This is a genomic window from Martelella sp. AMO21009 (assembly GCF_053484295.1).
Genome location: NZ_JBAKFR010000022.1, coordinates 17,037 through 43,078, shown reverse-complemented (window position 1 = coordinate 43,078; position 26,042 = coordinate 17,037). Strand labels below are relative to the sequence as shown.

Annotated in this window: 30 protein-coding genes; 22 read left to right on the top strand and 8 right to left on the bottom strand. The window is 58.9% G+C overall.

Annotated features, from left to right (window positions below):
* Nucleotides 1-169: 169 nt before the first annotated feature.
* The 4 genes from V6766_RS19170 to V6766_RS19155 form a co-directional block, all read right to left on the bottom strand.
* The gene (locus tag V6766_RS19170) at nucleotides 170-874 is read right to left on the bottom strand and encodes a cytochrome c oxidase assembly protein (RefSeq protein ID WP_024706473.1); all 705 of its coding nucleotides are present in this window, start codon (nucleotides 872-874) and stop codon (nucleotides 170-172) included.
* A gap of 155 nt (nucleotides 875-1,029) precedes the next feature.
* Nucleotides 1,030-1,392, bottom strand: a complete 363-nt coding sequence (locus V6766_RS19165) for a SpoIIAA family protein (RefSeq protein WP_024706472.1) — start codon at nucleotides 1,390-1,392, stop codon at nucleotides 1,030-1,032.
* Nucleotides 1,364-2,329 (bottom strand): cation diffusion facilitator family transporter, encoded by a 966-nt coding sequence (locus V6766_RS19160; protein ID WP_024706471.1) that lies wholly within the window; start codon nucleotides 2,327-2,329, stop codon nucleotides 1,364-1,366. The genes V6766_RS19165 and V6766_RS19160 overlap by 29 nt, the downstream gene beginning before the upstream one ends.
* On the bottom strand, nucleotides 2,319-3,131 hold the full coding sequence (locus tag V6766_RS19155; RefSeq protein WP_024706470.1) for a ZIP family metal transporter: 813 nt from the start codon (nucleotides 3,129-3,131) through the stop codon (nucleotides 2,319-2,321). The genes V6766_RS19160 and V6766_RS19155 overlap by 11 nt, the downstream gene beginning before the upstream one ends.
* Nucleotides 3,132-3,573: 442 nt before the next feature.
* Here V6766_RS19155 and V6766_RS19150 point away from each other — a divergent pair, with 442 nt between their 5' ends.
* The 4 genes from V6766_RS19150 to V6766_RS19135 all read left to right on the top strand — a co-directional run bounded on the left by V6766_RS19150 (nucleotide 3,574) and on the right by V6766_RS19135 (nucleotide 6,380).
* Nucleotides 3,574-3,918 (top strand): hypothetical protein, encoded by a 345-nt coding sequence (locus V6766_RS19150; RefSeq protein ID WP_024706469.1) that lies wholly within the window; start codon nucleotides 3,574-3,576, stop codon nucleotides 3,916-3,918.
* Between the two features lie 56 nt (nucleotides 3,919-3,974).
* Complete coding sequence (locus V6766_RS19145; RefSeq protein WP_036235789.1) at nucleotides 3,975-4,535, top strand: L,D-transpeptidase; 561 nt, start codon at nucleotides 3,975-3,977, stop codon at nucleotides 4,533-4,535.
* Nucleotides 4,536-4,631: 96 nt separating this feature from the next.
* Nucleotides 4,632-5,312, top strand: a complete 681-nt coding sequence (locus tag V6766_RS19140) for a L,D-transpeptidase (RefSeq protein ID WP_024706467.1) — start codon at nucleotides 4,632-4,634, stop codon at nucleotides 5,310-5,312.
* Between the two features lie 21 nt (nucleotides 5,313-5,333).
* The gene (locus V6766_RS19135) at nucleotides 5,334-6,380 is read left to right on the top strand and encodes a L,D-transpeptidase family protein (RefSeq protein ID WP_244435496.1); all 1,047 of its coding nucleotides are present in this window, start codon (nucleotides 5,334-5,336) and stop codon (nucleotides 6,378-6,380) included.
* Here V6766_RS19135 and V6766_RS19130 read toward each other — a convergent pair.
* Nucleotides 6,377-7,090 (bottom strand): heparan-alpha-glucosaminide N-acetyltransferase, encoded by a 714-nt coding sequence (locus V6766_RS19130; RefSeq protein ID WP_024706465.1) that lies wholly within the window; start codon nucleotides 7,088-7,090, stop codon nucleotides 6,377-6,379. The two genes, V6766_RS19135 and V6766_RS19130, sit on opposite strands and share 4 nt — an antisense overlap.
* A gap of 255 nt (nucleotides 7,091-7,345) precedes the next feature.
* A complete protein-coding gene (locus V6766_RS19125; protein ID WP_081725662.1) occupies nucleotides 7,346-7,786 on the bottom strand; it encodes a MerR family transcriptional regulator in 441 nt (146 codons plus the stop codon).
* Nucleotides 7,787-7,934: 148 nt separating this feature from the next.
* Between V6766_RS19125 and V6766_RS19120 the strand changes: the two genes are divergently transcribed.
* From V6766_RS19120 to V6766_RS19100, 5 genes are read left to right on the top strand one after another with little or no spacing between them, the layout of a single operon-like run.
* Nucleotides 7,935-10,124 carry a heavy metal translocating P-type ATPase gene (locus tag V6766_RS19120; protein ID WP_024706463.1) on the top strand — a complete coding sequence of 730 codons (2,190 nt, stop codon included), beginning with the start codon at nucleotides 7,935-7,937 and terminating at the stop codon, nucleotides 10,122-10,124.
* A gap of 4 nt (nucleotides 10,125-10,128) precedes the next feature.
* On the top strand, nucleotides 10,129-10,752 hold the full coding sequence (locus tag V6766_RS19115) for a methyltransferase family protein (protein WP_024706462.1): 624 nt from the start codon (nucleotides 10,129-10,131) through the stop codon (nucleotides 10,750-10,752).
* The gene (lspA, locus tag V6766_RS19110; protein ID WP_024706461.1) at nucleotides 10,749-11,234 is read left to right on the top strand and encodes a signal peptidase II; all 486 of its coding nucleotides are present in this window, start codon (nucleotides 10,749-10,751) and stop codon (nucleotides 11,232-11,234) included. Before V6766_RS19115 ends, lspA begins: the two co-directional genes overlap by 4 nt.
* Nucleotides 11,221-11,658 carry a disulfide bond formation protein B gene (locus V6766_RS19105; protein WP_244435495.1) on the top strand — a complete coding sequence of 146 codons (438 nt, stop codon included), beginning with the start codon at nucleotides 11,221-11,223 and terminating at the stop codon, nucleotides 11,656-11,658. Before lspA ends, V6766_RS19105 begins: the two co-directional genes overlap by 14 nt.
* Nucleotides 11,655-12,308: a DsbA family protein gene (locus V6766_RS19100; RefSeq protein ID WP_024706459.1), complete on the top strand. Its 654-nt coding sequence runs from the start codon at nucleotides 11,655-11,657 to the stop codon at nucleotides 12,306-12,308. The genes V6766_RS19105 and V6766_RS19100 overlap by 4 nt, the downstream gene beginning before the upstream one ends.
* A 7-nt stretch (nucleotides 12,309-12,315) precedes the next feature.
* On the opposite strand, the gene mntR is transcribed toward V6766_RS19100, so the two are convergent.
* Complete coding sequence (mntR, locus tag V6766_RS19095) at nucleotides 12,316-12,774, bottom strand: manganese-binding transcriptional regulator MntR (protein ID WP_024706458.1); 459 nt, start codon at nucleotides 12,772-12,774, stop codon at nucleotides 12,316-12,318.
* 92 nt (nucleotides 12,775-12,866) lie between these two features.
* Between mntR and V6766_RS19090 the strand changes: the two genes are divergently transcribed.
* The 10 genes from V6766_RS19090 to V6766_RS19045 all read left to right on the top strand — a co-directional run bounded on the left by V6766_RS19090 (nucleotide 12,867) and on the right by V6766_RS19045 (nucleotide 22,991).
* Nucleotides 12,867-14,747, top strand: a complete 1,881-nt coding sequence (locus tag V6766_RS19090; protein ID WP_200866635.1) for a cytochrome c peroxidase — start codon at nucleotides 12,867-12,869, stop codon at nucleotides 14,745-14,747.
* Nucleotides 14,747-15,622, top strand: coding sequence for a phosphate/phosphite/phosphonate ABC transporter substrate-binding protein (locus V6766_RS19085; protein WP_024706456.1), 876 nt, complete (start codon nucleotides 14,747-14,749; stop codon nucleotides 15,620-15,622). Before V6766_RS19090 ends, V6766_RS19085 begins: the two co-directional genes overlap by 1 nt.
* Nucleotides 15,619-16,401 (top strand): phosphonate ABC transporter ATP-binding protein, encoded by a 783-nt coding sequence (locus V6766_RS19080; protein WP_024706455.1) that lies wholly within the window; start codon nucleotides 15,619-15,621, stop codon nucleotides 16,399-16,401. Before V6766_RS19085 ends, V6766_RS19080 begins: the two co-directional genes overlap by 4 nt.
* Complete coding sequence (gene phnE / locus V6766_RS19075; RefSeq protein WP_024706454.1) at nucleotides 16,401-17,159, top strand: phosphonate ABC transporter, permease protein PhnE; 759 nt, start codon at nucleotides 16,401-16,403, stop codon at nucleotides 17,157-17,159. The genes V6766_RS19080 and phnE overlap by 1 nt, the downstream gene beginning before the upstream one ends.
* Before the next feature lie 144 nt (nucleotides 17,160-17,303).
* Nucleotides 17,304-17,897, top strand: coding sequence for an SCO family protein (locus tag V6766_RS19070; RefSeq protein ID WP_024706453.1), 594 nt, complete (start codon nucleotides 17,304-17,306; stop codon nucleotides 17,895-17,897).
* Nucleotides 17,898-17,902: 5 nt separating this feature from the next.
* Nucleotides 17,903-18,376: a copper chaperone PCu(A)C gene (locus V6766_RS19065; RefSeq protein ID WP_024706452.1), complete on the top strand. Its 474-nt coding sequence runs from the start codon at nucleotides 17,903-17,905 to the stop codon at nucleotides 18,374-18,376.
* A complete protein-coding gene (locus tag V6766_RS19060; protein WP_024706451.1) occupies nucleotides 18,373-18,981 on the top strand; it encodes an SCO family protein in 609 nt (202 codons plus the stop codon). The genes V6766_RS19065 and V6766_RS19060 overlap by 4 nt, the downstream gene beginning before the upstream one ends.
* A 428-nt stretch (nucleotides 18,982-19,409) precedes the next feature.
* Nucleotides 19,410-20,396, top strand: a complete 987-nt coding sequence (locus V6766_RS19055) for an arsenic resistance protein (protein ID WP_200866633.1) — start codon at nucleotides 19,410-19,412, stop codon at nucleotides 20,394-20,396.
* Between the two features lie 479 nt (nucleotides 20,397-20,875).
* The gene (locus tag V6766_RS19050; RefSeq protein WP_051423965.1) at nucleotides 20,876-21,940 is read left to right on the top strand and encodes a transglutaminase-like cysteine peptidase; all 1,065 of its coding nucleotides are present in this window, start codon (nucleotides 20,876-20,878) and stop codon (nucleotides 21,938-21,940) included.
* Between the two features lie 859 nt (nucleotides 21,941-22,799).
* Complete coding sequence (locus tag V6766_RS19045) at nucleotides 22,800-22,991, top strand: hypothetical protein (protein ID WP_024706448.1); 192 nt, start codon at nucleotides 22,800-22,802, stop codon at nucleotides 22,989-22,991.
* A 253-nt stretch (nucleotides 22,992-23,244) separates the two neighbouring features.
* On the opposite strand, the gene V6766_RS19040 is transcribed toward V6766_RS19045, so the two are convergent.
* The gene (locus V6766_RS19040) at nucleotides 23,245-23,835 is read right to left on the bottom strand and encodes a transglutaminase-like cysteine peptidase (RefSeq protein WP_024706447.1); all 591 of its coding nucleotides are present in this window, start codon (nucleotides 23,833-23,835) and stop codon (nucleotides 23,245-23,247) included.
* Nucleotides 23,836-24,133: 298 nt separating this feature from the next.
* On the opposite strand from V6766_RS19040, the gene V6766_RS19035 reads away from it, so the two are divergent.
* The 3 genes from V6766_RS19035 (at nucleotide 24,134) to V6766_RS19025 (ending at nucleotide 26,038) form a co-directional block, all read left to right on the top strand.
* Nucleotides 24,134-24,472: a hypothetical protein gene (locus tag V6766_RS19035; protein WP_024706446.1), complete on the top strand. Its 339-nt coding sequence runs from the start codon at nucleotides 24,134-24,136 to the stop codon at nucleotides 24,470-24,472.
* Nucleotides 24,473-24,605: 133 nt separating this feature from the next.
* Nucleotides 24,606-25,544 (top strand): WD40/YVTN/BNR-like repeat-containing protein, encoded by a 939-nt coding sequence (locus tag V6766_RS19030; RefSeq protein ID WP_200866632.1) that lies wholly within the window; start codon nucleotides 24,606-24,608, stop codon nucleotides 25,542-25,544.
* An 11-nt stretch (nucleotides 25,545-25,555) separates the two neighbouring features.
* Nucleotides 25,556-26,038 (top strand): DUF411 domain-containing protein, encoded by a 483-nt coding sequence (locus tag V6766_RS19025; RefSeq protein ID WP_152534433.1) that lies wholly within the window; start codon nucleotides 25,556-25,558, stop codon nucleotides 26,036-26,038.
* Nucleotides 26,039-26,042: the final 4 nt, after the last annotated feature.

Genomic DNA, 26,042 nt, shown 5'->3' with positions numbered 1-26,042 from the left:
TCTGCGGCGTCAACCTGGTTGCAACGCGGCTGTCGGGCGAGCGGAGCAGAAGAGCTACCCGGATGACCAGGGCCAGCAGATACATCATTGACTGGACAACCATCATCAGGACGCCCGCGAATTGCTGATCTTCCAAAAGAGTGACGCCCCAGGGGAGGCCGCGATCCAGCTAGCTTTCGTAAAAGGCACGTGAGGAGAAGGCAAGCAGCGCACCCAGGACAAGCGAGAACTTGAAGTTCACAAACAGAGCCAGGATCGCCGATCCGAACTCGTCGCTTCGCATGCGCAGAATGGCCGTCCAGAACAGAAGTCCTGCGGCGAGCATCGAGCCGTGCATCAGCCAGTGCACGAAATCATTTTCGAGCGACAGCGCGATCGCCGCCGGAATGTGCCACAAGGTGAATACGAGCAGTTGCAGAATGGTTGCGACATCAATGCGGATGAGGAATTTCCAGCACCTGCGCCACGGCTGCCAGCGGACCGCCAGCGCCAGCCCGCGTTGCCATTCTCTCGGCAGGGACCGGATCATCGTCGGCATCGGAAGACCCAGCACGAGGAGCGGGGCGGCCACACCCATCAGCACGATGTGCTGCGCCATGTGGGCGGAAAAGAGGCTCTCGCCGATGGCGTCGAGCGGCCAGACGAGGCCTGCCCAGAGTGCGGTCAGCCCGAGCGCAAACAGCCCAGCCTGCCAAACGGCTGTACCTCTGCCGATGCCGGCGCGGCTCCAGGCGAGGTGCAGGCCGCGCCCGTAAAGCAGCAGCGCCACCGCGATCGGCGCCACGACAGTGAGTTGCAGCGACCATGCGGTCCAGAAGTCGTGTGGCGATATCGGCGCGCCCTCGGTATGGGCGCGAGCGCTGGAGGCGACCATGGCCGCAACGCAGAAGCCGACAGTGAGCCACGCTCCCGGCACATGCCCGCGCGAGGAGAGCCGAAAGGCTGCGACTGCCCCGGACAGGAGAGGGGTTGGAAGCCGGCCTGCGCGGCCACGGAAGCCGTGGGCACGGCAGGAGGGTGGCGGTCGCGTCACACCCCGCCCGCCCATTCCGCGGCCACGTCCAGTGCGCTTGCGTCGAACCAGCGCATCTCGGCACGGGTCAAGGCCTTCGCGAGGGTGGTTCCCCAGTGCTGCCACGCCGCCTCGCCGACAACGGCGATGCGGGAGAAATCGTTTCGATGGGCGGTGTCCATCTTGAAGTCTTCTCGCATTGCAGCGAGGCCCGTGTACCCTTGGAAATTCGTCAGATCGACGACGAGGCCGGGCTTCTCTACAGATGTGAGCCGTTCGTGCAGCAACGCGTGCATCCGCTCAAGATCGCTTTCGCTGAGCTCGCCTTCGCAGGCGATTGCGATGACGTCGTCACGATTTGTCCGCGTCTCGGTGAACATGGTCTTCCTCCTGTTCCTCGGGATTGCCGTGACCATAGAGGTCAGCATTTTCGTGCGCTCGGTTCTCATGCTCGAATTCAAGGGTGGAATGCGCGATGCCGAACCGATCGTTCAGCCTGTCCCTGATCTCGTTCTTGATGGCCTCGAGCCGCGACCAATCGTCGGCAGTCACGACGACATGGCAGTCGAGTGCCGCCTCATGCTCCTGCATCTGCCAGAGATGCACATGGTGGACATCTCCGACGCCCTCGACGCCGCGCAGGGTTCTGACGACATCGCCGCCGTCGATCTCCGGCGGGCTGCCGAGCATCAGCGTCCGGATCGGAGTGCCGATCTCTGTTATGGCAAGATAGAGGATATAAAGTGCGATGCCGATGGTGATCGCTGGGTCGACCCAGCGCATGTCATAGAGGATGATGAGGGCGCCGCCGATGATGACCGCGACGGAAGCCAGCGCATCCGAGAGATTGTGCAGGAAAAGCGCGCGAATGTTCACGCTGCCTTTCTGCATCGAATAGGTGAGCATCGCTGTCAGCGTGTCGACCGCGAGTGCGACAGCGCCCAGTATGACGACAGTCCAGCCCTGGACCTGGGGTGGGTCGATCATCCGCATTCCTCCCTCATAGATCAGGTAGAAGCCGACAAGAACAAGCGTGGTGTAGTTGATCAGCGCCGCGACGATCTCGATGCGGCCATAGCCAAACGTCATGCGCTCGTCCGGGGGCCGTCGAGAAATCTTGCGTGCGGCAAAGGCAATGAGCAGCGACGCCATGTCGGAGAAGTTGTGCAGTGCGTCTGCGATCAGGGCAAGACTGCCGGACAGAATTCCGCCGACAATCTGTGCGGCGGTCAGGACGCCGTTGGCCCAGATCGCGATGGAGACCCGCCGGTCGCCCGATTGCGGGTCGATATGGCCATGGCTATGGTCATGAGGCATTTGCATATGTCCTGCTTTGCTCGATCCCTGAACTGCTCTGGCCGGTCGATCCGCCACCGCGGGCCATGACTGTCTCCAGACCGGCGGAAACCAGGGTAAAGAGAACGAAGCCGCCGACGAAGGCCAGTGCCGAGAGGCGGTTGTCGGTCGCGGCCTCGTGTGCTTCCTCGAGCATGTCCTCGACTGCTGCGACCGACAGGAGCCCGGCGACGAAGCTCAGCGCGGCGTATTTCGCTGCATCCGGCGCGCTTCGCAGCAGCAACCATGCAAGTACAGCCGTTCCGAGGCAATAGAGAGGGAATGACAACGAGACCGCGATCCGCCGCTTGCGCGACACGCCGTTTTCTTTGAGGTTTGCCACGACCGAGTATCCCTCCGGAAAGTCGGCCAGTACCTGCCCCGCTGCCAACACAACGGCGAGCGAGGCACCAACCGCAGTGCCGGAGCCTATCATCAAGCCATCACCGGAGAGGTCGACAGCTACGGCAACATAAATCATCCACATACCGGTGCTGCCGCCGCTCTTCTCCGACGGCTTCATCTTCCCGATCAGCGTCCCGGCGCTGATATAGGCCGCTCCCCCTGCTGCAAACGCCAGGGCAATCCACCAGCCGGCGAGATTTTCAAGTGCCTCGGGCATCAGCTCGATGGCCACCACGCCGATGACGATGCCCGACGCCGCATGCAGCGCCAAGTTAAGAAGTCGTGGCGATGTCCGGACGAATTCGGCAACCATTGCGCCGGCGAAATTTCCGAGCCCAGGCAGAAGCGCGAGGCCAATGACCAGCCACAGGTTATTCACCACCGCTCCTTCACAATGCTGCCGTTCGCATTTGCTCCGTCCCACACACCCGCTTCGCGCGCATCACACACTGAAGCGTCCTTGGGAGGCAAACTTAGCGGGACATGATTTGTTCCACCGTGTTGGTAAAAGGAACATGCCCGACTGCCGGCGCAGGTGCTGCAGTGACCACATATCGAATCCCGGAACCCTTGAGTTTCGCCGAGCCACCGGAGTGCAAGACGGGTTCCGCGGTCACTGTACCGTCCGCTGAGATAACCCTGCTCCCGGCACCGGACAGTTTTGAATCAAACATCGACGTAGGATCGACATCAACCAAAAAAAGATGATGCCGCATAGCAACGTCCGTAACACGGGGAGAGTGTAGAATGCCCGTATTCATCACAAAAAATTAATCAGCGGTCATATAGACAAACCGCGCCAATGAAGTGACAAAGGCCTGATGACTCGCGTGTTGACCTTTGTTGCAGCATTGTTGTTGGCGCTTCCAGCGCTGGCGCACCCGGCCAATGCTGTGGATGTGTTGCCTATCTGCCAAATCGCCGGTGACACGGTCGGGTGCAATTCAACCGACAGTGAAGGTGCGCTTGGTTCAGGCGAGATCCCACTGGGTGAGAAAAGCGGAAACAAAGTTTCCGCGCACTGTCAGATGCACTTTGCGATATTTGCGGTCTCAAATGTTTCGCCAATCATGCATGAGGCGCAGGAGTATGACGCCAGCTTCAAAGCCTTGCTTCTCTTCGACATAGGATACGTGGTCCCGCGACCGCCAGACGCTCACGCTTGAATGTCCAAATGCGCATTCTGCGCTAATCGGAAAATTCAACGACGTGAGTGTGAAACATGATTTCGAGAAGAGGACTGCTGTTTGGCATTGGCGCTGGCCTTGCCACCTCCTGTGGGCTTCCCGCCTACGCCCATGACGACAAGTTCAAACTGGACGAGAAATTCGAGCCACAAAGTACCAGCTTTAGCGGTTACGAGCCCGGTACGATAATTATCGACCCGAAAAACCACTTCCTATATTTGCAACTCGAGACAGACATGGCGCGCCGTTACGGGGTGGGCGTTGGGCGGTCCGGCCTGGCTTTCCGCGGACAAGCGGAGGTGGGACGAAAAGCCAAGTGGCCATCGTGGACTCCTACAGCAAACATGATCAGACGCAATCCGAAGAAGTACGGACGTTTCGCCAAGGGTGTGCCCGGTGGCCCGAAGAACCCGCTGGGCTCGCGAGCCCTTTACTTATATCGGGATGGGCGCGATACGCTTTACCGGATCCACGGCACGACAGAGCCATCGTCGATCGGGCGTTCAGTTTCGAATGGCTGCATCCGCATGATCAACGAACATGTCGAAGATCTCTTTGAGCGGGTGCCGGTCGGCGCCCGGGTTGTGGTGCTGTAGCATCAAAACCGTTCTTCACATTCAAGAACTTGCGAGCCGCAGATCAGGCCCGGATTTGCGGCTCGTTTTCCCCGATGTTTTTTGAACGAGTCCACGATGAAAGAAACTATGAACCGCCGTCAATTCATTTGTGCAGCAGCGGGCTCTTCAGTGCTGGCTTTGTCCGGATGCACAACCGCAACCAAGACCGGACAGCTGGATGAGAAGCCTTCGCCGGATCCAAGGTTGAGCAATGTCCGGGTAATGTATGGACCGATGCCAGACGAACGGTTCCCCCTCCCCGCTATCAACATAGACAAGGTGCCATCAAAATTCTGGAGGCGTCAGGTGAATTTCACCAGCCCGTATCCGGTTGGCACAGTGATCGTCAACACAAAGACATATTTCCTTCATCTGATCCAGGAAAATGGAAAAGCCATGCGTTATGGCGTTGGCCTTGGCCGGCAGGGTTTCGAGTGGTCGGGTGAAGGCGTGATCCAATGGAAGCAGGCATGGCCGAAATGGACCCCGCCCGAAGAAATGATCGCGCGACAACCTGAGTTGGCAAAATGGAGCGCGAGCAATGGCGGCATGCCGCCCGGGCTAAACAATCCTCTCGGCGCGCGAGCCCTCTACATCTTCCAGAATGGCGTGGACACGCTCTATCGCATCCATGGATCGCCGGAATACTGGACAATAGGTAAATCGGTGTCGAGCGGGTGTGTGCGCATGATCAATCAGGATGTTGTCGATCTCTATGGCCGAGTCACCAACGGAGCCCGGCTGATAGTGATCTGACGCCAAAGGCAAGAAACGGATATGAAGCTGCAGATGATCGGTTCCATGCAACACATCAAAAAAGGGTTTCGACCCAGTTTGATCAGCGTCCTTTTGGCGGGCGTGATCGCGTCCGGATGTGTGACGAAGACGTTGGAGCTTGATGACCGAGGCAACATTCCGATCCCCCAAAAGACAATGGCGCAAATGCGGGAGATGGGCATGGAGCCCGCTGATCCGGTGCTGGTTCGCATCTTCAAACAGGAGAGCGAACTGGAGGTTTGGAAGCGAGATTCATCAGGCAAGTATGCACTGATGAAAACTTATCCGATGTGCCGGTGGTCGGGCGTTTTGGGTCCGAAAAAAGTCGAGGGCGACCGCCAGGCGCCTGAAGGTTTCTACACAGTCGGTTCCGGCGGGCTGAACCCGAGGTCCCAATACTACCTTTCCTTCGATCTCGGCTACCCGAATCGGCTGGAGCGCGCAAAGGGCTATACCGGATCGGCCCTAATGGTTCATGGAGCATGTTCTTCCTCGGGTTGTTTTGCTATTTCCGACGAGCATGTCGCGGAAGTCTACGCCCTTGTCCGGGATGCCTTGCGTGGCGGGCAACAGGCTGTCCAGGTCCAGTCTTATCCGTTTCGGATGACGCCAGAAAACCTTGCCGCGCACCGCGAAAATCCCAATTTTGACTTCTGGATGGACCTAAAGACAGGTTATGATCGCTTTGAAGTGTTGCGCCAGCCTCCCCGCTTTCAATTCTGCGAGGGACGCTACAGGTTTGGCGAACCCGTCAACGGCAATATGCCCGCCGATCCGCTTGGACAATGTCCGGCCTTTGAACCGGAGATCCAGCAAGTGGTCGAGAGGTCGGTGGGGGATCTTGAGAAAATGAAAGACCTGCTCAGCGATGGCCAGAATGTCGGCCTTGCTTATTCGGATGGGGGAATGAATCCGATCTTCCGAAAAATACTGGCCAAGAAGGGCCCGCAATATTTGTCGGAAATCACTTCATCGACTTCTGTACCCGTTAGTCGGCCGACAGCAGCGCTTGCCGATCCCTTCGGCGCCGGATCGAAGGCCCGCTAAAATAGGCGCGACAGAGGAACGATGATCGCCAGCATCACGGGTTGGTGAAGCAGATAGATTGGCAGGCTGTGGCGGCCCAGCCAGCCGAGCCGTGCGAAGAAAGCGTTTTCCGCACCAGCACTGGCCATCTGGCTCTTATTGATGTCCACGACCTTGGCGAAGCTCATGCCAAGAAGTGTAATGCCTGCCCAGGGAAACACCGGAACGAAATCATTGCTGAGAGGTGGGTTGGCTGAAAGGCCGATCCAGGCTAGCCAGCGGGGATCGAAAGCAGACAGCGATAGGTACCAGGGAAGCACCATTATCGCCAGGCCGGCAAACAGGCTGGCCAAAGCCGGGAGCCTGAGAAACATCACCCCGAGGAGACTTGCGACCGCGATCGAATGCAGGATTCCAAAGTAAACAAATGCGTTGGGGAATGTGAACCATGTCACAACGCTTATCGCCAAGGCCGCGACAACAATGATGGCCAACCGGCGGAAAAACGTCCGAGCTCTCAACTCTGTGCCATGCGCCAGAACCAGACTCACTCCTGCAAGGAACATGAAGCTCCCGGCCAGCAAACGCCCGAATGCGAGCCACAGCGGATGGAAAGCCACGCCCGATACAAATCCCGTGAATTCCAGATCCCAGACGAAATGGAAAAGAACCACGCCGGCAATTGCCGTCCCTCGTGCTGCGTCAACGGCTAGCAATCTGTTTTTTCTCATGCTTTTCAACCTCACCTTGTTCGCCGACCGTCAAGCGACGGATATTTCTGAACTCTCTCGCTTCCGCAGTGCATACATGCCAGCCCCAAGAACATTGTTTTCAGCGCCTTTCAGAACGGAGTGTCCAGCCGTTGTCCTGCGGCTGCCAGCGGCCACAGGACCCTCTCCCCCCAGCGCCATCGAAGCCCAGCAGGCAATAAGCCACCCATTTCAACCAGCGGTGCCGCCGCATGGATGATAAACAATCCAAACGGATTAATGATCCTTTTCGTCCTGCAAGTGACGGTGATCGGTCGCACAAAGCGAATGATCGCTCAACACCTCAATAACTCGGCAATCTGCAATCTTGCCACCTGCGCACTGCACAACCATGCGATTGAGTTCAACTTTCAGCGAGGCGAGACGTGCGAGGCGTTTCTCTATTTCCGCCAATTGAGCTTTGGCTATCGCATCGGCTGCTGCGCACGGCTGATCAGGATGGTCAGAGAGGCTGAGCAGATCGCGGATTGCGTCAAGCGTAAAACCAAGTTCACGCGCATGTCGGACGAAGGTTAGACGGTCAAGCGCCTTACGGCTGTAGAGCCTCTGGTTGCCAGCGCTGCGCTCAGCCGCCGGCAACAAGCCGATTTGCTCATAGTAGCGGATCGTTGGCACCTTGACCCCCGCCGCCTGCCCAAGTTTTCCAATGGTCAGCATAATTTTTCTCTTGAAGCTACAGTAGCTAGAGACATTAAAAGGGGTGGCTGACGATATCAAGCCCGAGAAACCCCTGTTGAGCGAAGGAAAAAATGTGTCGGAAACGGAAGCAAAAAAGGGAATCAGTTGCGACTGGACTGTATCTGGCATGGACTGCGGGTCTTGTGCGACGAAGGTCAAGGACGCCGTGGCAAGGCTGCCAGGAGTCACCGGCGTCGAGGTCGGCATTATGTCCGAACGCCTGCGCCTGACGCTGGACGAAGGTGAAACCGGCCGCGACAAGGTTGAAAGAACTGTTCGTGCGCTCGGTTACGGTATCGAACCGCGCGTCGCGACGGCGGTGCAGGACGAAGCTGTCGATCAGAGTGCAAGCTGTACCGGCCACTCCCAGGCCGGCGGCAAGGCAAAAGATCATTCCGGTCATGGCAGTCCCGGACACGTACATGACGATCCCGCAGATCGAGGCAAGCGGTGGTACCAGACGGCCAAGGGCAGACTGGTGATTTTTACCGCCTTGCTTCTCATGATAGCCTGGGGAGTGGAACTGATTGTGCCAGAGGTGGGAAACTGGGCCTTTGTCGCCGCGTGTCTGATCGGAGTTACCCCCATTGCCCGCCGCGCGTTTGTCGCTTTGCGCGTGGGGCAGCCTTTCACCATCGAAAGCCTCATGACGGTTGCCGCTATCGGCGCACTGTTCATCAATGCGGCGGAAGAGGCGGCACTGGTTGTTTTCCTCTTTGCAGTGGGCGAAGTCCTGGAAGGCGTGGCGGCAGGCAAGGCGCGCGACGGGATACGGGCGCTTGCCAATCTCGTCCCGAAAACGGCGCTTCTGGAAATGGACGGCGTCACACGCGAAGTGCCGGCAGCAAGTCTTGCTATAGGACAGATCGTGCTCGTCCGTCCCGGCGATCGTATTCCGGCAGACGGCGAGATCACAGAAGGCACCTCCGGGGTGGACGACAGTCCGGTAACTGGTGAAAGTGTGCCGGTGAACAAAGGTCCGGGCGATCCTGTATTTGCAGGATCGATCAATACCGAAGCCGCCCTGCGGATTACCGTAACCAAAGCCGCCGAAGACAACACCATCTCACGCATCATTCGCCTCGTGGAAGAGGCCGAGGAGGCTCGCGCGCCGACCGAGCGGTTTATCGACCGCTTCAGCCGCTGGTACATGCCTGCAATCGTCACTGTCGCGGCGCTGGTCGTGCTCGTGCCGCCACTGGCTTTTGGCCAGCCTTGGGATACCTGGGTTTACCGCGGGCTGGCGCTCTTGTTGATAGGTTGCCCCTGTGCCCTCGTGATCTCGGTTCCCGCCTCCATCGCTTCGGCACTTTCCACCGGTGCGCGGCGGGGCCTTCTCTTGAAAGGCGGCGCCGTGATTGAAGCGACTGCCAAGGTGAGCCGCGTGGCCTTCGACAAGACCGGGACGTTGACCCATGGGCGACCGGTGGTGACAGACGTCGTGACTTTGGGAAAAACAACCGAGGCCGAGCTTCTCTCTGTCGCGGCGGGCGTAGAAGGCGGCTCTAGCCATCCCTTGGCTGTCGCCATTTTGCGCAAGGCCGAGGAAGAAGGCATAGTGATCCCACCGGCACGCGATGCAAAGGCGCTGATGGGCAAGGGTGTGACCGCCACTGTGGGAGGCGCTTCCGCTTGGGTGGCTTCGCCCGGATATGCCAGGGAGAACGCCGGCATTGACGAGTCTGACCTCGCCCAGACCACAACGTTTGAGGAAGAGGGCAAGACCGCTGTGGTGGTCTTCCGCGAGAAGACCCCGCTCGGCATTATCGCTGTGCGTGACGAACCGCGCTCCGATGCGCCCGAAGCGGTTCGCCAGCTGAGAGCCATCGGTATTACACCCATCATCCTGACCGGAGACAATCCGCGTACGGCAGCGGCAATAGCGCAAAACCTGGGCATGGAATATCAGGCCGACATGATGCCCGAAGACAAGCTTAAAGCCATTCGCGACATGAGCGAACATGGCGGCGTGATGATGATCGGTGACGGCATTAATGACGCCCCAGCCCTCAAGCAGGCAAGCGTTGGCGTAGCCATGGGATCGGGGACCGATGTCGCGCTCGAAACGGCCGATGCGGCCATCCTGCGTGACCGGGTGACCGACATTCCGGCGACCATCCGGCTTACCCGTGCGGCAATGGCCAACATTCGCCAGAACGTTACCATTGCGCTCGGTCTGAAAGCGGTCTTCCTCGTGACATCCGTTTTGGGGCTGACCGGTCTCTGGATCGCGATTATGGCCGATACCGGAGCGACGGTGCTCGTCACGCTGAACGCGTTGCGGCTGCTGCGGTTCAATCCAGAGCAGGAGGCCTGATATCATGATTTCCAGCTTTGGTTGGTCCGTGCTGGTCCTTCTTTTTGGCTACCTTTCCCTCTTCTTCTGGGGCAGCGCGATCGCAGCACGGGCAGCGGGAAAGCCGGTATGGCTGTTTGGCCGTGCCAGGGGACGTGACCGATGGGCCGCAATGGGGTTCCGTGCGGCCTTTGTTCTGGCTTCTGTTGCGCCGCTACTTTGGTTGGTGATGCCTGTCTTGCGCGAGATGGATCCGTTCTGGAGCCGAGGCTCTACAGCAGCGCTTGGTCTGATCGGCGTGTTCGTAGCAGGGGTCGGCGCGATGCTTGCCTTCGCGGCGCAAATGTCGATGGGGAGCTCGTGGCGCGTTGGTGTAACCGAGGGAGCGACCGGCAACCTCGTCTCGGACGGACTCTATCGGTTCAGCCGCAATCCCACCTTTGTCGGTCAATTCATGCTTCTGGCCGGTATCAGTCTAGCGGTTCCAGCAATCCCGACGATTCTTGCCCCGCTGATCTTTTTCTGGTCAGCCTCGATACAGGTTCGTTCCGAGGAGGCTATACTTAGCCAAGCGTTGGGGCGGGATTATGAGCAGTATGCCGCAACTGTGCCGCGTTGGGTTAGCATGCGTCGCGGTATAAGGCCATGAACGCTCGGTGGGTGTGGGCATTGATCGGAGCCACAACAACCACTGATCAACTGACCAAGGCGGCGGCCTTGTCGCTGCTCTTGCAGGGTAATTCAGTGGCAGTTTTGCCCGGATTGGATCTGACGCTCGGCTTTAATGTAGGGGTGAGCTTTGGTCTGTTCTCTGACCTCATGGCTGGTAAACCGCTGGTCATGGCCGCGCTGACCGGCACCTTGACCGTGGTCCTCGCCATCATGGCATTTCGGGCGCGTCACCCGGTCGAACAGATCGGATTTTCTCTGATAGTGGGTGGCGCGCTTGGCAATGTGGTTGATCGGTTGCGACAGGGCGCGGTCACTGATTTCATAGATCTCTCTTTTCAGGGCTGGCGCTGGCCAACTTTTAACACAGCCGATATTGCGATTACGTTTGGCGCTCTGTTTATCGTGTTCGCCACATTCGCTTCACACCGATCTAAGGACACCGTCGTTGACCAATCCTGACCCTCAATCATTGTCCGGCGAGGATATGCCCTTGCTGGCGGCGTTCGTTATCGCTCTGGCCGCAACACTTGGCGCTCTCTTCATTGGGGAAGTGCTCGGACAGATGCCCTGTACTCTTTGCTGGTACCAACGCATTGCCATGTTTCCCCTGGTGCCCATCGTCGGCCTTTCGATCTGGCGCGCCGACGGCATGGCCCGACCCTACGGCCTGCCGTTGGCAGCGGCCGGCCTGATGTTGGCGGGTTGGCATTCCGGCCTTTACTCCGGCTGGATCCAAGAGGCTGTCACGCCTTGTGCAAAAACCGGGCCGTCCTGCACCGATCAGGCACAGACCATCCTTGGCCTGCCCATTCCCTATCTATCCCTGATCGCCTTTGGAGCGATCCTCAGTTGCCTTGTTCTATCGAAAGGAAGACGCGCATGAACAGACGCACTCTCTTGATTGGAGCTTCGGCTCTCGGGCTAGCCGCTTTCGGTAGCGGCGCCTTCTTCCTGACCCGGCGCCAACAATTGACCGAGGCCGAGGCAGTAACCCCGGCAGTTGATGAGGCGCAGTTGATTCGAGATTATTCGCCAAGCTTCGGCCCCGATGAGGCTCCGGTCACCCTTGTTGAATTTTTTGATCCCTCCTGCGAGGCCTGCAGGGCCTTTCATCCGGCAGTTCAGGCAATACGCGAGGAGTTCCCGGAGCAGGTGCGCGTCGTCATGCGCTACACTGTGTTTCATGAAGGATCGGACGAGGCGGTGCGTATCCTGGAGACCGCACGAATGCAGGACAAGTTTGAACCTGTGCTCAATGCCATCCTGAAGCAGCAACCAGCATGGGCTGTGCACGGTGCACCGCGTATGGACTTGGCCTGGCAGATCGCGGCGGCTGCCGGTCTTGATCTGGAACGGGCCAAGAGCGACAGGTTGTTTCCCGGAATTACAGCAATTCTGAACCAGGATAAGGCAGATGTCGAAGCGGTGGGTATCCGTCAGACTCCCACCTTTTTTCTAAACGGGCGCGAACTATCGGAACCCAGTTTGGACGGCCTCATCGCTGAAGTCCGCAGCGCGGTCGAGAGTACGTGAGGTTCCGCTAGGGCCGATTGGCATAGGATTCGAACAGGGCGAGTGTCTGCTCGCTGACATGATGTTCAATCCCCTCGGCATCACGCTCCGCCGTTTCGGGGTCAAGTCCGAGACGGATCAGGAACCGCAGTACGATTTCGTGGCGACGGCGGCATTCCTGTGCCAGCGTCCGACCTGCTTCCGTCAGGAACACTGAACGGTACTTCTCGCGGGTGATCAGTCCTTCGCGCGCCAAGCGGTTCAGCGTTTTGGTCACGGTCGGCGCGCGAACGCCAAACCGCTCGGCGATATCGACCGGACGTGCCTCGCCATACTGGTGGATCAGGTCGGCGATCAGTTCGACATAATCTTCGGCCAACTCGTTACGCCGCGCCTCGCGTACGGTCGCGAACCCGTTGGCTTGTGCTTCGGGGGCGCGGCTGTCCGGCGCGAGATCGTCGCTAGACTGTGAAGTTTGGTCAATCATCAGAGGACAATGCCGGATCGCTGCCCGATTGACAATATGTTGGTCAAGGATGTATAAGTTAGCCTTAGCTAAGAATCGGGATGGAGGCGCGTGTGCGTATCAAATTACTAGCTCTCGTCTTCGGCTTTGGGCTGGGGATCGGTCTGCTCGCCGGGCCGGCCATGGCGACCCCGGCCAGAGATACCCCTTGGCTACCCGAGGCTGCCGCCTACCGGCTGACCCTGTTTCTGGGCAATCTTACTCCCGTGCCTTGGGATGAATTGGGGCGCGCCTGGGAGGAGCCCTATCGCGGATCGGAATACACGCAAGGTGCGCTCGATTGGCTCGCGGGCCAAAGCTCCCTACCGACCGAGCCGCTGACAGCTGCCATCGCGCGCGAAGATCGGGCAGCGGTTTTCGAGGCCGCGACGCGTATTATCTCCGCCCGCATCGACGAAGAGCTTGACGCGGCGTTGGCGGCCGAGAGCCCCGCTGCAGCCCAGCAGGCGGTACGCACGGCCCGAGAGCTTTATCGCGCAATCGAGGATCATCTCGCCGCCGCCGACCCTGAAGCGGCCCGCGCGCTCGGACGGGCCTGGCTGGAGCTGTCCAGTGCCACCGGCTCCACCGGGGTGCTGGGTGCTGGAGCGACCGAACCCGATCTCAACGCAATGGCGACAGCGCGGGTGGTTGTTTCCGACTATCTCGCCGCGAACTACCGCGTCGCCGATTTTGCACCGCGCACAACCCTCACCGCCGTGCCGGAAACCATCGCCCTCAGCGGCCGTGCGGTAACGCTTCCCGCGACGCTGCCTCCGGGCTCTGACATCTTCGATCAGGATCCGTTGCCCCTGCTTGTACTGGGTTTCGAGGAGCAAGGCATAGATGAGACCGACCTGCCGCTCATCGCCTATGGCGACATGCTGTTCGACAGCCCCGAAATATTCAGCGGCCCGGCGCGTGAAATTGGCATCGCCTGCTCGACCTGCCACAACCGTTCGGATATCAACCAGCGTTTCTTCATTCCCGGCGCCAGCCATCAACCCGGAGCAGTGGATGTGGACGGTGCCTTCTTCAATCCGATGTTCAACGACCGCCGCGCCGACCCGATCGACATTCCCAGCCTGCGCGGCCTGCGGTTTACGGGTCCTTATGGCCGTGACGGCCGGTTTGCCAGCATTCGCGATTTCACCCGCAACGTGATCGTCAACGAATTCGCTGGGGCCGAGCCGACGCCCTTCATGCTGGACGCCCTCGTCGCGTACATGACCGAGTTCGACTTTCTGCCGAACGCGATGCTAACCGGCGACGGCCGCCTGACCGAGGCCGCGCCTGAGGCGGCACAGCGCGGCGCGGCGATCTTCAACCAGCCTTTTGACGGGCTGAACGGCAAATCATGCGCCAGTTGTCATGTGCCAGATGGCAATTTCCTGGACCGGCAGGCACATGACATAGGATCGGTCATCCCGGCCTATGAAGGGTCGCGCGGCGGGGCGCTGGACACGCCGACCCTGCTCGGGACCGTCTATACCGCGCCCTATTTCCACGACGGCTCGATGCCGACGCTGGCCGCCGTTGTCAACTGGTTCGACACGACCAAGAGCCTTGGCCTCAGCGAGTCCGAGCGCGCCGATCTCACCGCTTACCTTGAGACCGTTGGCGCGGCGGATGAACCTTATGAGGACTTCGACACCGAGAATACGCCATTCCGGTTGGCTTTTGCGGAGCTGACAACCTTTGCCTCCACCCTCGATACCCTTCTGCCGCGCCGGGACACTCAGCACATCCTGCTCCTGACTGATACCGTCGCCGCCGATCTTGCAGCGGATGCTGGCACCATGGCGAACCTTGTCGCACGCCCGGAGATCTACTCCCTCGCAGAACACCTGGCTGCAGTTGGCGCAGAAGTCCGCGCCGACAATTGGGCCGCCGCAGAGGCAAGCTGGGCCGCATTTCAGTCCGAGGCGCAAGCCATCGAAGAAAGGGCGTTCTGATGAACTCCATGCTCTCCCGCCGTCATATGCTGGCGCTGTGCTGTGCAAGTCTCGCGGCCCTCGCGGCACCGGTTCGCGCGCAGTCTGCCCCGTTGCGGTTGGCCTTTATTCCGCAGGAGAACCCTGAAAAGCTACTGGGCGACATCAAGGCCATCACCGGTTGGCTGTCACGAGAGATCGGCGTGCCGGTCGAAGGTTTCGTGACCATCGATCACGCCGCCGCCGTCGAGGCGCTGCGCAACGGCGATGCGGACATCTCCTTCATGGGAGCGCTGCCCTTTGTTCTGGCCGAGGCGCAAATCGGTGCGGTGCCGCTCTTATCCGAGATCTATCGCGACGCCCCCACCTACACCGGACGGGTCTTCGTGCGACGCGACAGCGGCATCACCACGCTGGCCGATTTGCGCGGACGCGATATCGCCTTTGCCGATCCAATTTCGGAGTCAGGCTATCTCTACCCGCTGGTTGAATTCGAGCGCGCGGGACTGATCGCGGGACCCGCAGAGTCGGAAGCGTTCTTCGGCAGAGTGTTCTTCGCGGGCGGATATCAGCAGGCGATGCAGGCAATGGCAGAGGGACTGGTCGATGCCGCGGGCGCCAGCCAGTATGCCGATCTCCTGCTCGCGCCAGGCCAACAGTCCCAAGTCACTTGGATCGCCGAGAGCGAGCCGATCCCTAGCCACTTGGTGATTGCCCGCCCGGGACTGGACGCCGAGGTGCAGGAAAATTTCGTGAACGCTATGCTGCGGCTGAACGAGCTCGAACATCGCGCCATGTTGCGGCATCTCTACGGCCCGGACGGCTATGTCCCGGCCGATGCGGTCGCTTTCGACGGTGTTCGGGCACTCGCCCGCCGCTACGGGCTTCTGCAATGACCGAGGCCCTCCGCATCGAGGAGCTATGTTTCTCCCATGTCACCTCGGGCCTGCCGACGCTGGATCAGGTGACGCTGTCTATCCCGCCGGGTGAAGCGCTCGCGCTGATCGGGCCTTCGGGGGCGGGCAAGACGACGCTCCTGACGCTGCTCGATGGTCGCCTGAGGGCTTGGCGCGGCCGCGTCTCGGTGCTGGGCGACGCGCTCGATGCGGACCGTGCGCCGCCGCGCGCGTGCCGGGCCGATACGGGGTTCATCTTTCAGGACTTCGCTCTTGTCGAACGCGCCAGCGTGCTGCGCAACGTGCTGAACGGCAGGCTGGGCCGCATGAGGCCGCTGCGTGCCCTGCTCGGGCGGCCGTCGAAAGACGATCTTGCGGTTGCGCGCGCGGCGCTGGCCGATTGCGGCATTGTCGACCTGGCTGAGCGACGGGTGGACAGTCTGAGCGGCGGACAACGGCAGCGAGTCGCAATCGCACGCTGCCTCTCGCAGGAGCCGCGCCTGATCCTTGCCGACGAACCGGTGAGCAACCTCGACCCCGCACGCGCAGCCGAGATCCTTTCGCTTCTAACCGAAGCCGCGCGTCGACGAGGCGCGACCACAGTCTTCTCCTCTCACCAGCCCGACCTTGCGCGGCGCTTCGCGCGGAGAATCGTGGGCATGCGCAACGGTCGGATCGTTTTCGACACTCCGACGGCAGAGCTCACCGAGGGCGCGACAGCCCGGCTCTATGATGATGCGAATGCTGCCGTACAGCCCCGCCTGAAGGCGGTGCCGTGATGGAAAGCCGGGGTTGGGGCGGCTTCGCGACGGGCGGGCTCGTCGCCGGGGCCGTGCTCTGGTCGCTCGCGACGACCGACGTCGAACTTTCCCGCCTCTTCTCCGCCGGGCCGCGCATCGGTGATTTCCTTGCGCGGATGTTTCCACCGGATCCGTCAGTGATGACCGAGATCATCAACGGCAGCGCCGAGACGCTGCGCATCGCCATCCTTGGAACACTCGGTGCTGTGCTCCTGTCGGGGCCGCTCGGCGTCTTTGCATCGGAAACCATGGCCCCGCCCGTCGTTCACCGTCCGGTGCGGACAGCTCTCGCGCTGATTCGCGCCATTCCGCTGATTCTCGTCGCCATGTTGATGGTTGGCGCAGTGGGCCTCGGCCCGCTTCCGGGCATCATCGCGGTTGCCATCCATGCAACGGGCATGCTGGCGAAGTTCTATGCTGAAGCAATTGATGGGGTTGCCCGCGGACCGATCGCCGCACTGGAAAGTGCGGGCGCCGGGCCGCTTGCACGCCTACGCTATGCAATCTGGCCGCAAATGGCTCCGGTGATCGCCCGTGATACAATCTTTCGTTTCGAGCTGAACCTACGAGAATCGCTTATCCTCGGCATCGTCGGAGCCGGTGGCATCGGCTTCTACATTCAGACCTATGTTCGCTCATTTCAATACGAAAAGGCTGCCAGTGTCACGCTGGCGGTCATCGCCATGGTTCTTGCTATCGAGGCGTTCAATGTTGCATTGCGTCGCCGCTTTTCATGATTATTTGCGTCCGGCCCGCTGCGACCCTCCCAGAAGTGATTAACCAGCGGAGCGCCTCCCGACCGAGCATGTTCAGATATTCCGCTTGAAGCTCATGTCACTAGAGGCTTTATACGACTAGCCGGAACGCGAGGAACGGCAAGGATGCGATTGAAGGTTCTGCAGAAGATGCTCTGGGCGGCGGTGGCCCTTGCTATTCCGGCTTACGGCGCGTTGCATCTTCTTGATGAGCGCGCGGAAACACCGGTGGCCGAAGTGTCTTTCCGGCCGACCTTTTCCCTGCTTGATGCTGAGGGAAGAGTGCGCATGCCCTCGGACTTTGCGGGGAAGCATCTTCTGGTCTTTTTCGGCTTCACCAATTGCCCGGACGTCTGCCCGACGACGCTTGCCGAAGTGGCGCAAGTGATGGAGGGTCTGGGAGATGACGCAGGAAAGGTACAGCCCCTCTTCATCTCTATCGACCCGACACGAGACCGCAGCCTGGAACTCGCGGAATATACTGCGGCCTTTCACCCTTCAATCCTCGGTCTGGCTGGCGACGAGGCGCAGACCCGCGCCGCAGCCCGCAGTTTCCGGATTTTCTATGAGCGCGAGGACAGTTCCGGCGCGCCGGATGGTTACACAATGGCACACAGCGCAGCACTATACCTGATCGGACCTGACGGAAACTGGCTGCGCCAATTCAGCTATGGCACGCCAGCAAGTGAAATCCTTAACGACCTCAGGCAAAGATTGTGAATACGATGAAATATCTTCTGACCGCTCTCCTTCTCAGCCTATCCGCCACCCCGGTACTGGCGTGTGAAACTGTTCAACTTAGCTCACTCGAAATCTCGGAAGCCTGGTCGCGGGCTTCGATCGGAATGGCCCGGCCCAGCGCCTTCTATGTCACCATCCGCAACACTGGCGTGAAAGACGATGTGCTTGCCGGCATCGCGACGCCGGTGTCCGGAAAGCCCATGCTGCACGAAACAGTGGTGAAGGATGGCGTGGCTTCGATGCCGCACGCTACGGCGATTCCCGTGCCAGCAGATTCCACCGTGCAATTGGAGCCAGGCGGCTATCACGGCATGCTGATGGGTCTTACACAGGTGCTGAAGGAAGGCGAGACGTTCCCGCTTACACTGACGTTCCGCGAGGCAGGCGACGTGACCGTTCCCGTGGCGATCCGGGGAATGGGTGCGAAAGATGCAGGCTGCGTGGACAAAAAAGATTGAGACGCCGTACGCTGCTCGTTGCCGGGGCGTCGGGCGTCGGCGCGCTGGCCTTTACGCTCGGTCTGGGGTGGTGGCAGAGCCGGGACAGCCTGCAAACGGGCTCCGCGCTGATACCATTGCGTATCGGCAAGATGTCCTTCACCCTGACGAACCATCATGGCGTGACGGTGAGTCCATCAGAGTGGATTGGCCGCCCGACAATAGTCTTTTTCGGCTTTACCTGGTGCCCCGATGTTTGCCCGACAACGCTGAGCGATATTTCGCTCTGGCTGCAAGATCTCGGCCCTGACGCCGACCGGATGAATATCTTTCTGGTCAGTGTCGACCCGGAGCGCGACACTCCACAGGTTCTTGCCGACTACCTGTCGAACTTCGATCCAAGAATCACCGGTCTGACGGGGTCACCTGCCGAGATCAAGCGCGCCGCGGACGAATTCCGCGCAACATTCGAGAAGGTGCCGAGGGAGGATGACTATACCATGGACCACACCGCCGGCGTGTTCCTGTTTCGGGCCGACGGGCGATTTGGCGGGATCATCGATTATCACGAGGATCGGCATGTGGCTCTGCTGAAGATCCAGAGGTTGTTGAAAGCGGCTAGCTGACCGGCTCTGTTGGCTTGGTGTTGTGGTCGCAAAACAAGCCGCCTTCACGACGAACTTCATGCGGTGCTCTTGAAGAGTTCCGACGTTGACCCGGCTTGCGGCGACAGGTTGCCTTTCGATCCTGTTGGACCCCACAAGCTCTGATGTTCAGCCTGCCGTTGGGAAATCGGATACTTCCTCACTCGTCGCTAAACTGTTGTGGGTGGAAGCACTTTCGCGACATCTGCAACCAATCAATGCGGCTGCGTTGCATGCCCCACCCCTGAGGAGACCTAAGCCCCCAATCACCTGTACGCTGGATGCGCTGACTTCAAGGCGCGCATGGCATAGATTGCGTCACTCACATCCCGTTCTTGGGTCTGACAAAAAGATGGCGCCACCGGGATAGCCATTCCCGTAATTCCATATAGACCTTCCCCGAAGCCAAAATGACAAACGAAAGAGTTCGATTGACCCTCCTGCGTGAAACCCTCGAAAACCGTCAGGTCCCCATCTATTTTGGCGCTGTCGTCCTCGGCATGATTGTGGCGGTAACTCTCAACGGAATGACGGCGCTGGAAATCGGCATCAACCCCGCGCTGGCATTCATGTTATTCGTGACGTTCCTCCAGGTCCCCCTAGCCGAGTTGCGAGTGGCCTTCTCGCGCTTTCGCTTTCTTGGCGTCCTGCTGCTGACCAATTTCGTTGTGGTTCCTGTTCTGGTGGGAGCCCTTGTTCAGTTTCTGCCGCCCGATCCGATGATAAGGCTAGGCGTGCTGTTGGTGCTTCTCGCGCCATGCATCGACTATGTCGTAACCTTCTCGCATCTCGGTCGTGCCGATGCCCGTCTCCTGCTAGCTGCGACGCCCGCGCTTCTGGTCATCCAGATGATGATGCTTCCCGTCTACCTGGGTTTTTTCCTTGGCCCTGAGGCTGGGTCTCTTGTGACAGCGGGGCCATTTGTTCACGCATTCGCCTGGTTGATTGCGGTCCCGCTTGTCTTCTCCGCTCTCGTCCAGTTTTGGGCCATCAAAAGTGCCGCGGGGGCACGTGTAGCCTCGGTTCTTGGGCTGCTCCCAGTTCCCGCGACAGCGTTTGTATTATTCGTTGTCGTGGCCGCTGTGGTGCCGCAACTCGGCCCCGCACTTGATGACACGTTACGGGTCGTCCCGATTTACGTGGCATATGCGGTTATTGCACCCTTGGCGGGATGGGGCATGAGCAGGCTGTTTTGCCTTGATGCGCCAGCCGGGCGGGCCCTCGCGTTCAGTGCCGCAACGCGTAATTCTCTCGTCGTCCTTCCGCTGGCATTCGCTGTTCCCGGCGCGGTCCCACTCCTTCCTGCGATCATTGTCACGCAGACATTGATCGAACTTATAAGCGAGTTGGCGTATGTCCGTCTGGCGCCAAAGCTCGGTTCCAAAATGGCTGCATGACGGATCCAGCGGCGGAGACCGCGATACGAAACAACGGCAACAATTCCGGCATGGCGCTGATGCAGCTGACTTGAGACGGAAGGGAGCATTTTGATCTCTGCGCATGTTACTCTACCCGAGGACTGCGCGTTTACCGCTCAGCCGTGCCTTCATGAACCTATCTTCGACGAGATTGAGGAAATATCTTCGGGACAAAGCATGCGAACGCAGGATGCGATACCTGCAAGCTGATCCTGACGACATGACAGCATGAAAAGTCGCAGATTGAGAGATTAAAATCAGCCGCAACCGCGCGGCGATCCAGCGATCAATCAAGATGCTCCGCAGAAGCGGAAATGCCCAACCACGAACGATGGAGTCTCGCAATGAAATTGGATAAATTTTTAGAGAAATAAGTATAAAATCGTTAAGCATGCCCATTTGCGGGATATTATACTCTGCATTGTAGTCTTCTCCTCAACGAAGGGGAGAATAATCAGATGCAAGATAAATATAAAGCGAAATCATATTCCAAAGTATCTGCATTCGCACTCGTGTTGCTCTGCGCTTCATTCGCACAGGCTTGTGCTTACGAAACACTCGAAACAAATCCTGAAGTTCTTATAAGCTCCAGTGCCGCCGCTCCCCTCTTGCAGAACCGGAATGTCGCCCGGGGTTCAGCTTGGCTGACCACGGAATACCTCACCACGACCCTTGCCCTGACCCAAGCTGGCCTCGCTCCCCTTGATCTTGATGTCGATCCTGACTTTGACCTTGCTTCCACCAACGACCTCGCACTACCATCGGCGCTCACAAAACTTGCCGATAAGGGCCTGGCGGAAAATCCGGCTCTCAATGAAAAGATGATCGACCAGGCCCAGGTCATCACCGCCTCGATTCCTGCGATGGCGGCCCCCGCTGGGGTGTCGATCAGCCAGACCATTCGTCAGGAAGCGCCTTTGTTCGGTGCCTACAGGATCCGCTTCGGCAAGATCAAGAGTGGTGCCCGCATATCCGGCCTGATCAAGAAGGCTGTCGCTTCCGGCGCACCCGACGACATTTGCACCGAAAAGTGCGCAGACCTTGCCGATCAACTTGCGTTGAGCGGATCAACTGTCAGCGAGCAACTCCGCCACGTCTCAGCATCAGTCAACAGAATTGTCGCCTACAAGGCAGACGACCAGAACCATGAACGGGTGGACTACTGGTCGACGCCCGGTGAAATTCTGGATCGCAGCAGTGGCGATTGCGAAGACTACGCCATCCTGAAAATGGCTTTGCTGGCCCGCCTCGATGTTCCTATGAGCGCCATGGAAATAGTCGTGCTCAAGGATACCAGCCGTAATCTATTTCACGCCGTTCTGTCTGTTGCATTTGAGAATCGTAGCCTGATCCTCGACAACGTGACCGATGCTGTTGAAGCTGACACGGCGAAGGAAAGCTATGAGCCTCTGTTTTCGATTTCTGGCACCGCAAACTACGTATTCGGCTACAAGGGTGGCAAGTCCAACCTTACGGCCTCACTCAAGGAGCTCGGAGCAATTGCGCCAGGTGCAGGCTTCTGAGCGCATAAGCCTGGCACAATTCTCCAATCGAACTTGCATTTCCGGATGAAGCGGAATTTCGGTCCGCTCAAGCCGCGCCACGTTCTTCGCTTCGAGAATGATTTTTGATGTGTTCTTGACGCGCCGGACGTGGCCCGAGGACAAGATGCGTATGGTGTGCTCGAAACCTATCGACTACAGCGCCGCACATCCAATCGGATGCGCGGCGCTGTAACTCTTTGAATCAATGCATGTCGCGTTCAAATGAATCCATTTGAACGCGACATGCATTAGATATATAATTCCTGGCAAATTCACCAGCCACTCCTCTTTGGCACCATGAAGGGCTCGTTTTCCTGGCGCGTATAAGCCGGCTCACCAAAATTGGGCTCGGGGCTGGTTTAGCACCAAGAAGGGGCCATGCGATTTTGGGGGCCGGTGGGTCGGTCCTGGCTATTGAAACTGATGAGGTGCAAAACTACGTACCAGCAAGGATTTTCGAGCTCGCTATGCTGACGAAGGAGGTCTCGCTCGAATGCGAAAACGGTCCTTACCTTTGCCAAACGCGATTGGGACGTGGTGAATTGCCGCCCGTATTAGAGACGGGCATTTCCGTGCTCCGCTCCCGCTTGGGACTTTGCGCTCGGCCTAGAACATTGGCCAGGCCGTCGTGCGATCAGCCAAGACTGGAGACATATGCCAATCCAAGGCCCCGGCTCGCTCAGGACGTCTTTCTCCGCACCGAGTTCCATCCACCCGAGCTGGGAACCAGCTTCTCTTGGAAGCGCGCCGCAGTCTTTTGGGTCAGCGTGCCTTCCAGTGACGAGCAGCTTCGTGTATCCGATCTCGACAAATCGTCAAGATCAGGTAATGGACAAAAATGACCGACACTTCTCTGCGACTTTCGATCGAAGAATCGCACACGTTGGCGCGACAGCGCAAGCGCCGGAACATTTATCTGCTATTGGCGTTGTGCTGCTTCGCAGTAACCGTGTTTGGCGTGAGCATCACTCACCTGCAGTTGGAAACCCAGATGGATCCGTTGCCTTCACAGCCAATCACCGACAAGTGATTGGCTGTGTGCCGATGGTGCATCCATAATTTGGGGATGGATCACATCGGACTTTCTCACCTGCTGGCACGTATCGGCCTTTTCAGCGCGACGACCCTGGCGGCCTATTCGGGCTTTGCAGTCCTGTTTGGCCTTTTTTGTCTTGTCGGAGGCCATAACATGATGGAAGCATTGTACGGAGGGTTCGCGAGCTTTTTGCTAGCTCTTGTTGTAGGCGCTGGAGGTGTTTGGATATCGACCTCCAGCCCACGATTCAACCAGAGACGAGACTGACCCATGTGTTGGGGTCATGTTGCGATTGGCGCTTGAGGAAATAGAGTTCTGTTTCTTTCCAGAGCAGAACCCGAGGTTCAACGTTGTCCAGAACGAAATCCCCCCGATCGGTGATAACGGTCAGGACCGCATGTCCGCCTCCATTTGCATCCCGTCCAACCGTCATTGATAGTGCACCCAAGGGTATGCCCCGTTGATTTAGGCGTTTGCGCTTTTCAAGTGCGTAATCTTCGCAATCGCCAACATTTTTGGGATATTCCCACCGCTCTTCAACCCCGAATATTTCGTTGTCGGTCAGAGGTGCAACGGACGTATTCACATCATCATTGGTTTGAATGATGTCGCTCCAAAGTTCGCGTGTCAATTCGACGATCTGGCCATCTGCGGGGCGGTCACAGCGATCGGCGTAGCGCTGGCAATAGTCATAATAGCCGATAGGTATTGTCGTTCTGCCGAACGTCACCATATTCGCAACGCTAGTTGGCTGCGTCTGGTTGAGATGGAGTGCATTGGCGCCGGCGGCGCCGCATGACAAGGCGAGCGCAAGCGCCGCAATAACTGACTTTCCCATGTTGAACCTTTCCCCAAAGTTGATGGAAAGACACTACGAGGAACAGATAAAAACTGGGAAAAATCAAAGACTTGGATTTATCTCAAATGCGATTCAAATGCTGCTTTAGCAACACACGATTTAGAAACAATTGGATTGCTGAACTTTAGTAGCTCAGTGCGAAATCACACGCCCATCGGCTTGGAAAATCGGATAGGACCGGACACCAGTTCCACAATTGATGCGTTCCTGAACCCTTACAAGCGGTGCGACAAAACGTGTATGGACAGGTCACCAAGTTTTAGCTATTCGATATGAGATGAAAAGGTATGCCCGCATTCTAACGATCCTCATGCTCGCCGTTTTCGCGGCGGGTTCGGTCGCGCATACCGCGAATGCAGCCAGCATGAATATGACGATGGCCCTTACCGCCGTCGAAAACGGCGATATGGGCAGCTGCAAAGATTGCCCTGTCGGCGGCGGTGACATGCAGCCGTGCGATTATTTCTGCGTTTCTCCCCTGTCGGCCATCCTGCCATCGGGCGAGGCCGGCCTGCCTGAGGCGGTGACGACCACCGAAGTAGCGGTTTATCGAAGCATGGCCGGACGCACCGGACTGCCGAACCCTTACCCTCCGAGATCCTCCACCCTGAGCTGACGCTGCCCGGAATCCGTTTCGGCTAGCTGCGGCTGACTTCATGCGCGATCAATCTGATCGTTCATGGTCCTACTCAGCATCGCGGGGTTCGCGCGCTGCGGGTTTGAGTTCCCCTCAGGATAGTTGGAATATCATGACATTGTTTCTACCGACGCCAACGCGTCGAGCCTTTATCACGTCCGCTATGGCTTTCGGGGCCAGTGCAGTGCTCTCGGTTTCGGTAAACCGGACAGCTCGTGCTGCGCCCGGCGAAACACCCTCCGCAATAGCCTTCGATGGCAATGCGCTCATCGTCGGAGGTGCTGGGCTTACCCGCCGCGACGATGGCGGAGTGTCCACACCGCTGCCCGGTCCGAAGGGCGGCAGCATTCTTTCGCTTGCGACACACAACGACCGTGCCGGTCGGATTGCGGCGGGGCTGTCCAATGGGGGCGTTGCGCTATCCGAAGACGGCGGGCAGAGCTGGGAGGCGAGAAGCCAGGGTTTACCCGAGGCTCCAGTAGTTGCTGTCGCAGCGGCTGCTTCAAACCCCGAAACCCTGTATGTTTCCGTTCATGGCGACGGTCTATGGAAAAGCGAAGATGCTGGCCGGTCTTGGGTCTTCGCGATGGACCGGCCTTGGCTGGCAGATGCCGAACGCGACTTGACTGCATTGGCCTCGGTCGATCTGGCCACGGGCATGGGCGGCATCTGGTTATACGCTGGAACCGGATTGGGTCTCACCCGCGTGCCCGACTGTTTCTGCCGTTGGCAGGACGTGCAGCCAGGCGATGCGATGGACGCATTGGTATCCGGGGCAGCGCCTGCGCCGGAGGCACCGTTGCCCACCGGAGAACCGATCCACGCTTTGGTGAGCGCAGCGTCGGTTCCGATGAGGCTCTATGCCGCCCTACCTTCCGGTGTGTGGGCTTCCGCGGACGCGGGGGTCGTCTGGGCGCGACGCTCGTCTTTCCGCACTGATGCGGTCGCCGTCCATCCCAACAATGCCGATCAAGTCGTTGCCCTCACCGAGGACGGTCTCATCCAAACTCGCGATGGCGGTCTGTCCTGGACCCCGCTCGCTAACAATTAATGGAGAACAACATGAAAAAGATCTTTGTTGCCGCAACCGTTACCGCCTTGGCTGTCATTGGTAGTGTGGCGTTTACGGCGTTGACCTCGGCTCAAGCTCCCCAAGACGCAAGTGCCAGCGTTGCTGGTGCCAAGGCGATCACAATCTGGCGCGACCCCGGCTGTGGATGTTGCGATACCTATGCCGACTATCTGGAGACCAACGGCTTTTCTGTGACGCGCGTCGATGATCGCGATTTCGACAAGCGCTCGGTTGAAATGGGCGTTCCCGAGCGAGGTATCGGGTGTCACCTGGCCGAGATTGACGGCTATGTCGTAAGCGGGCTCGTGCCTGTCGAGATTATCGAACGGCTGGTCAGCGAGCGTCCAGATGTCACCGGCATCACGTTGCCCGGAATGCCGGGGAATGCTCCCGGCATGGCACCGGCAAAGACAGGCACGCTAAAGACCTACGCCTTCGGCAAGGACGGCGTCGCCGTTTACTCCGATGAGTGATGGC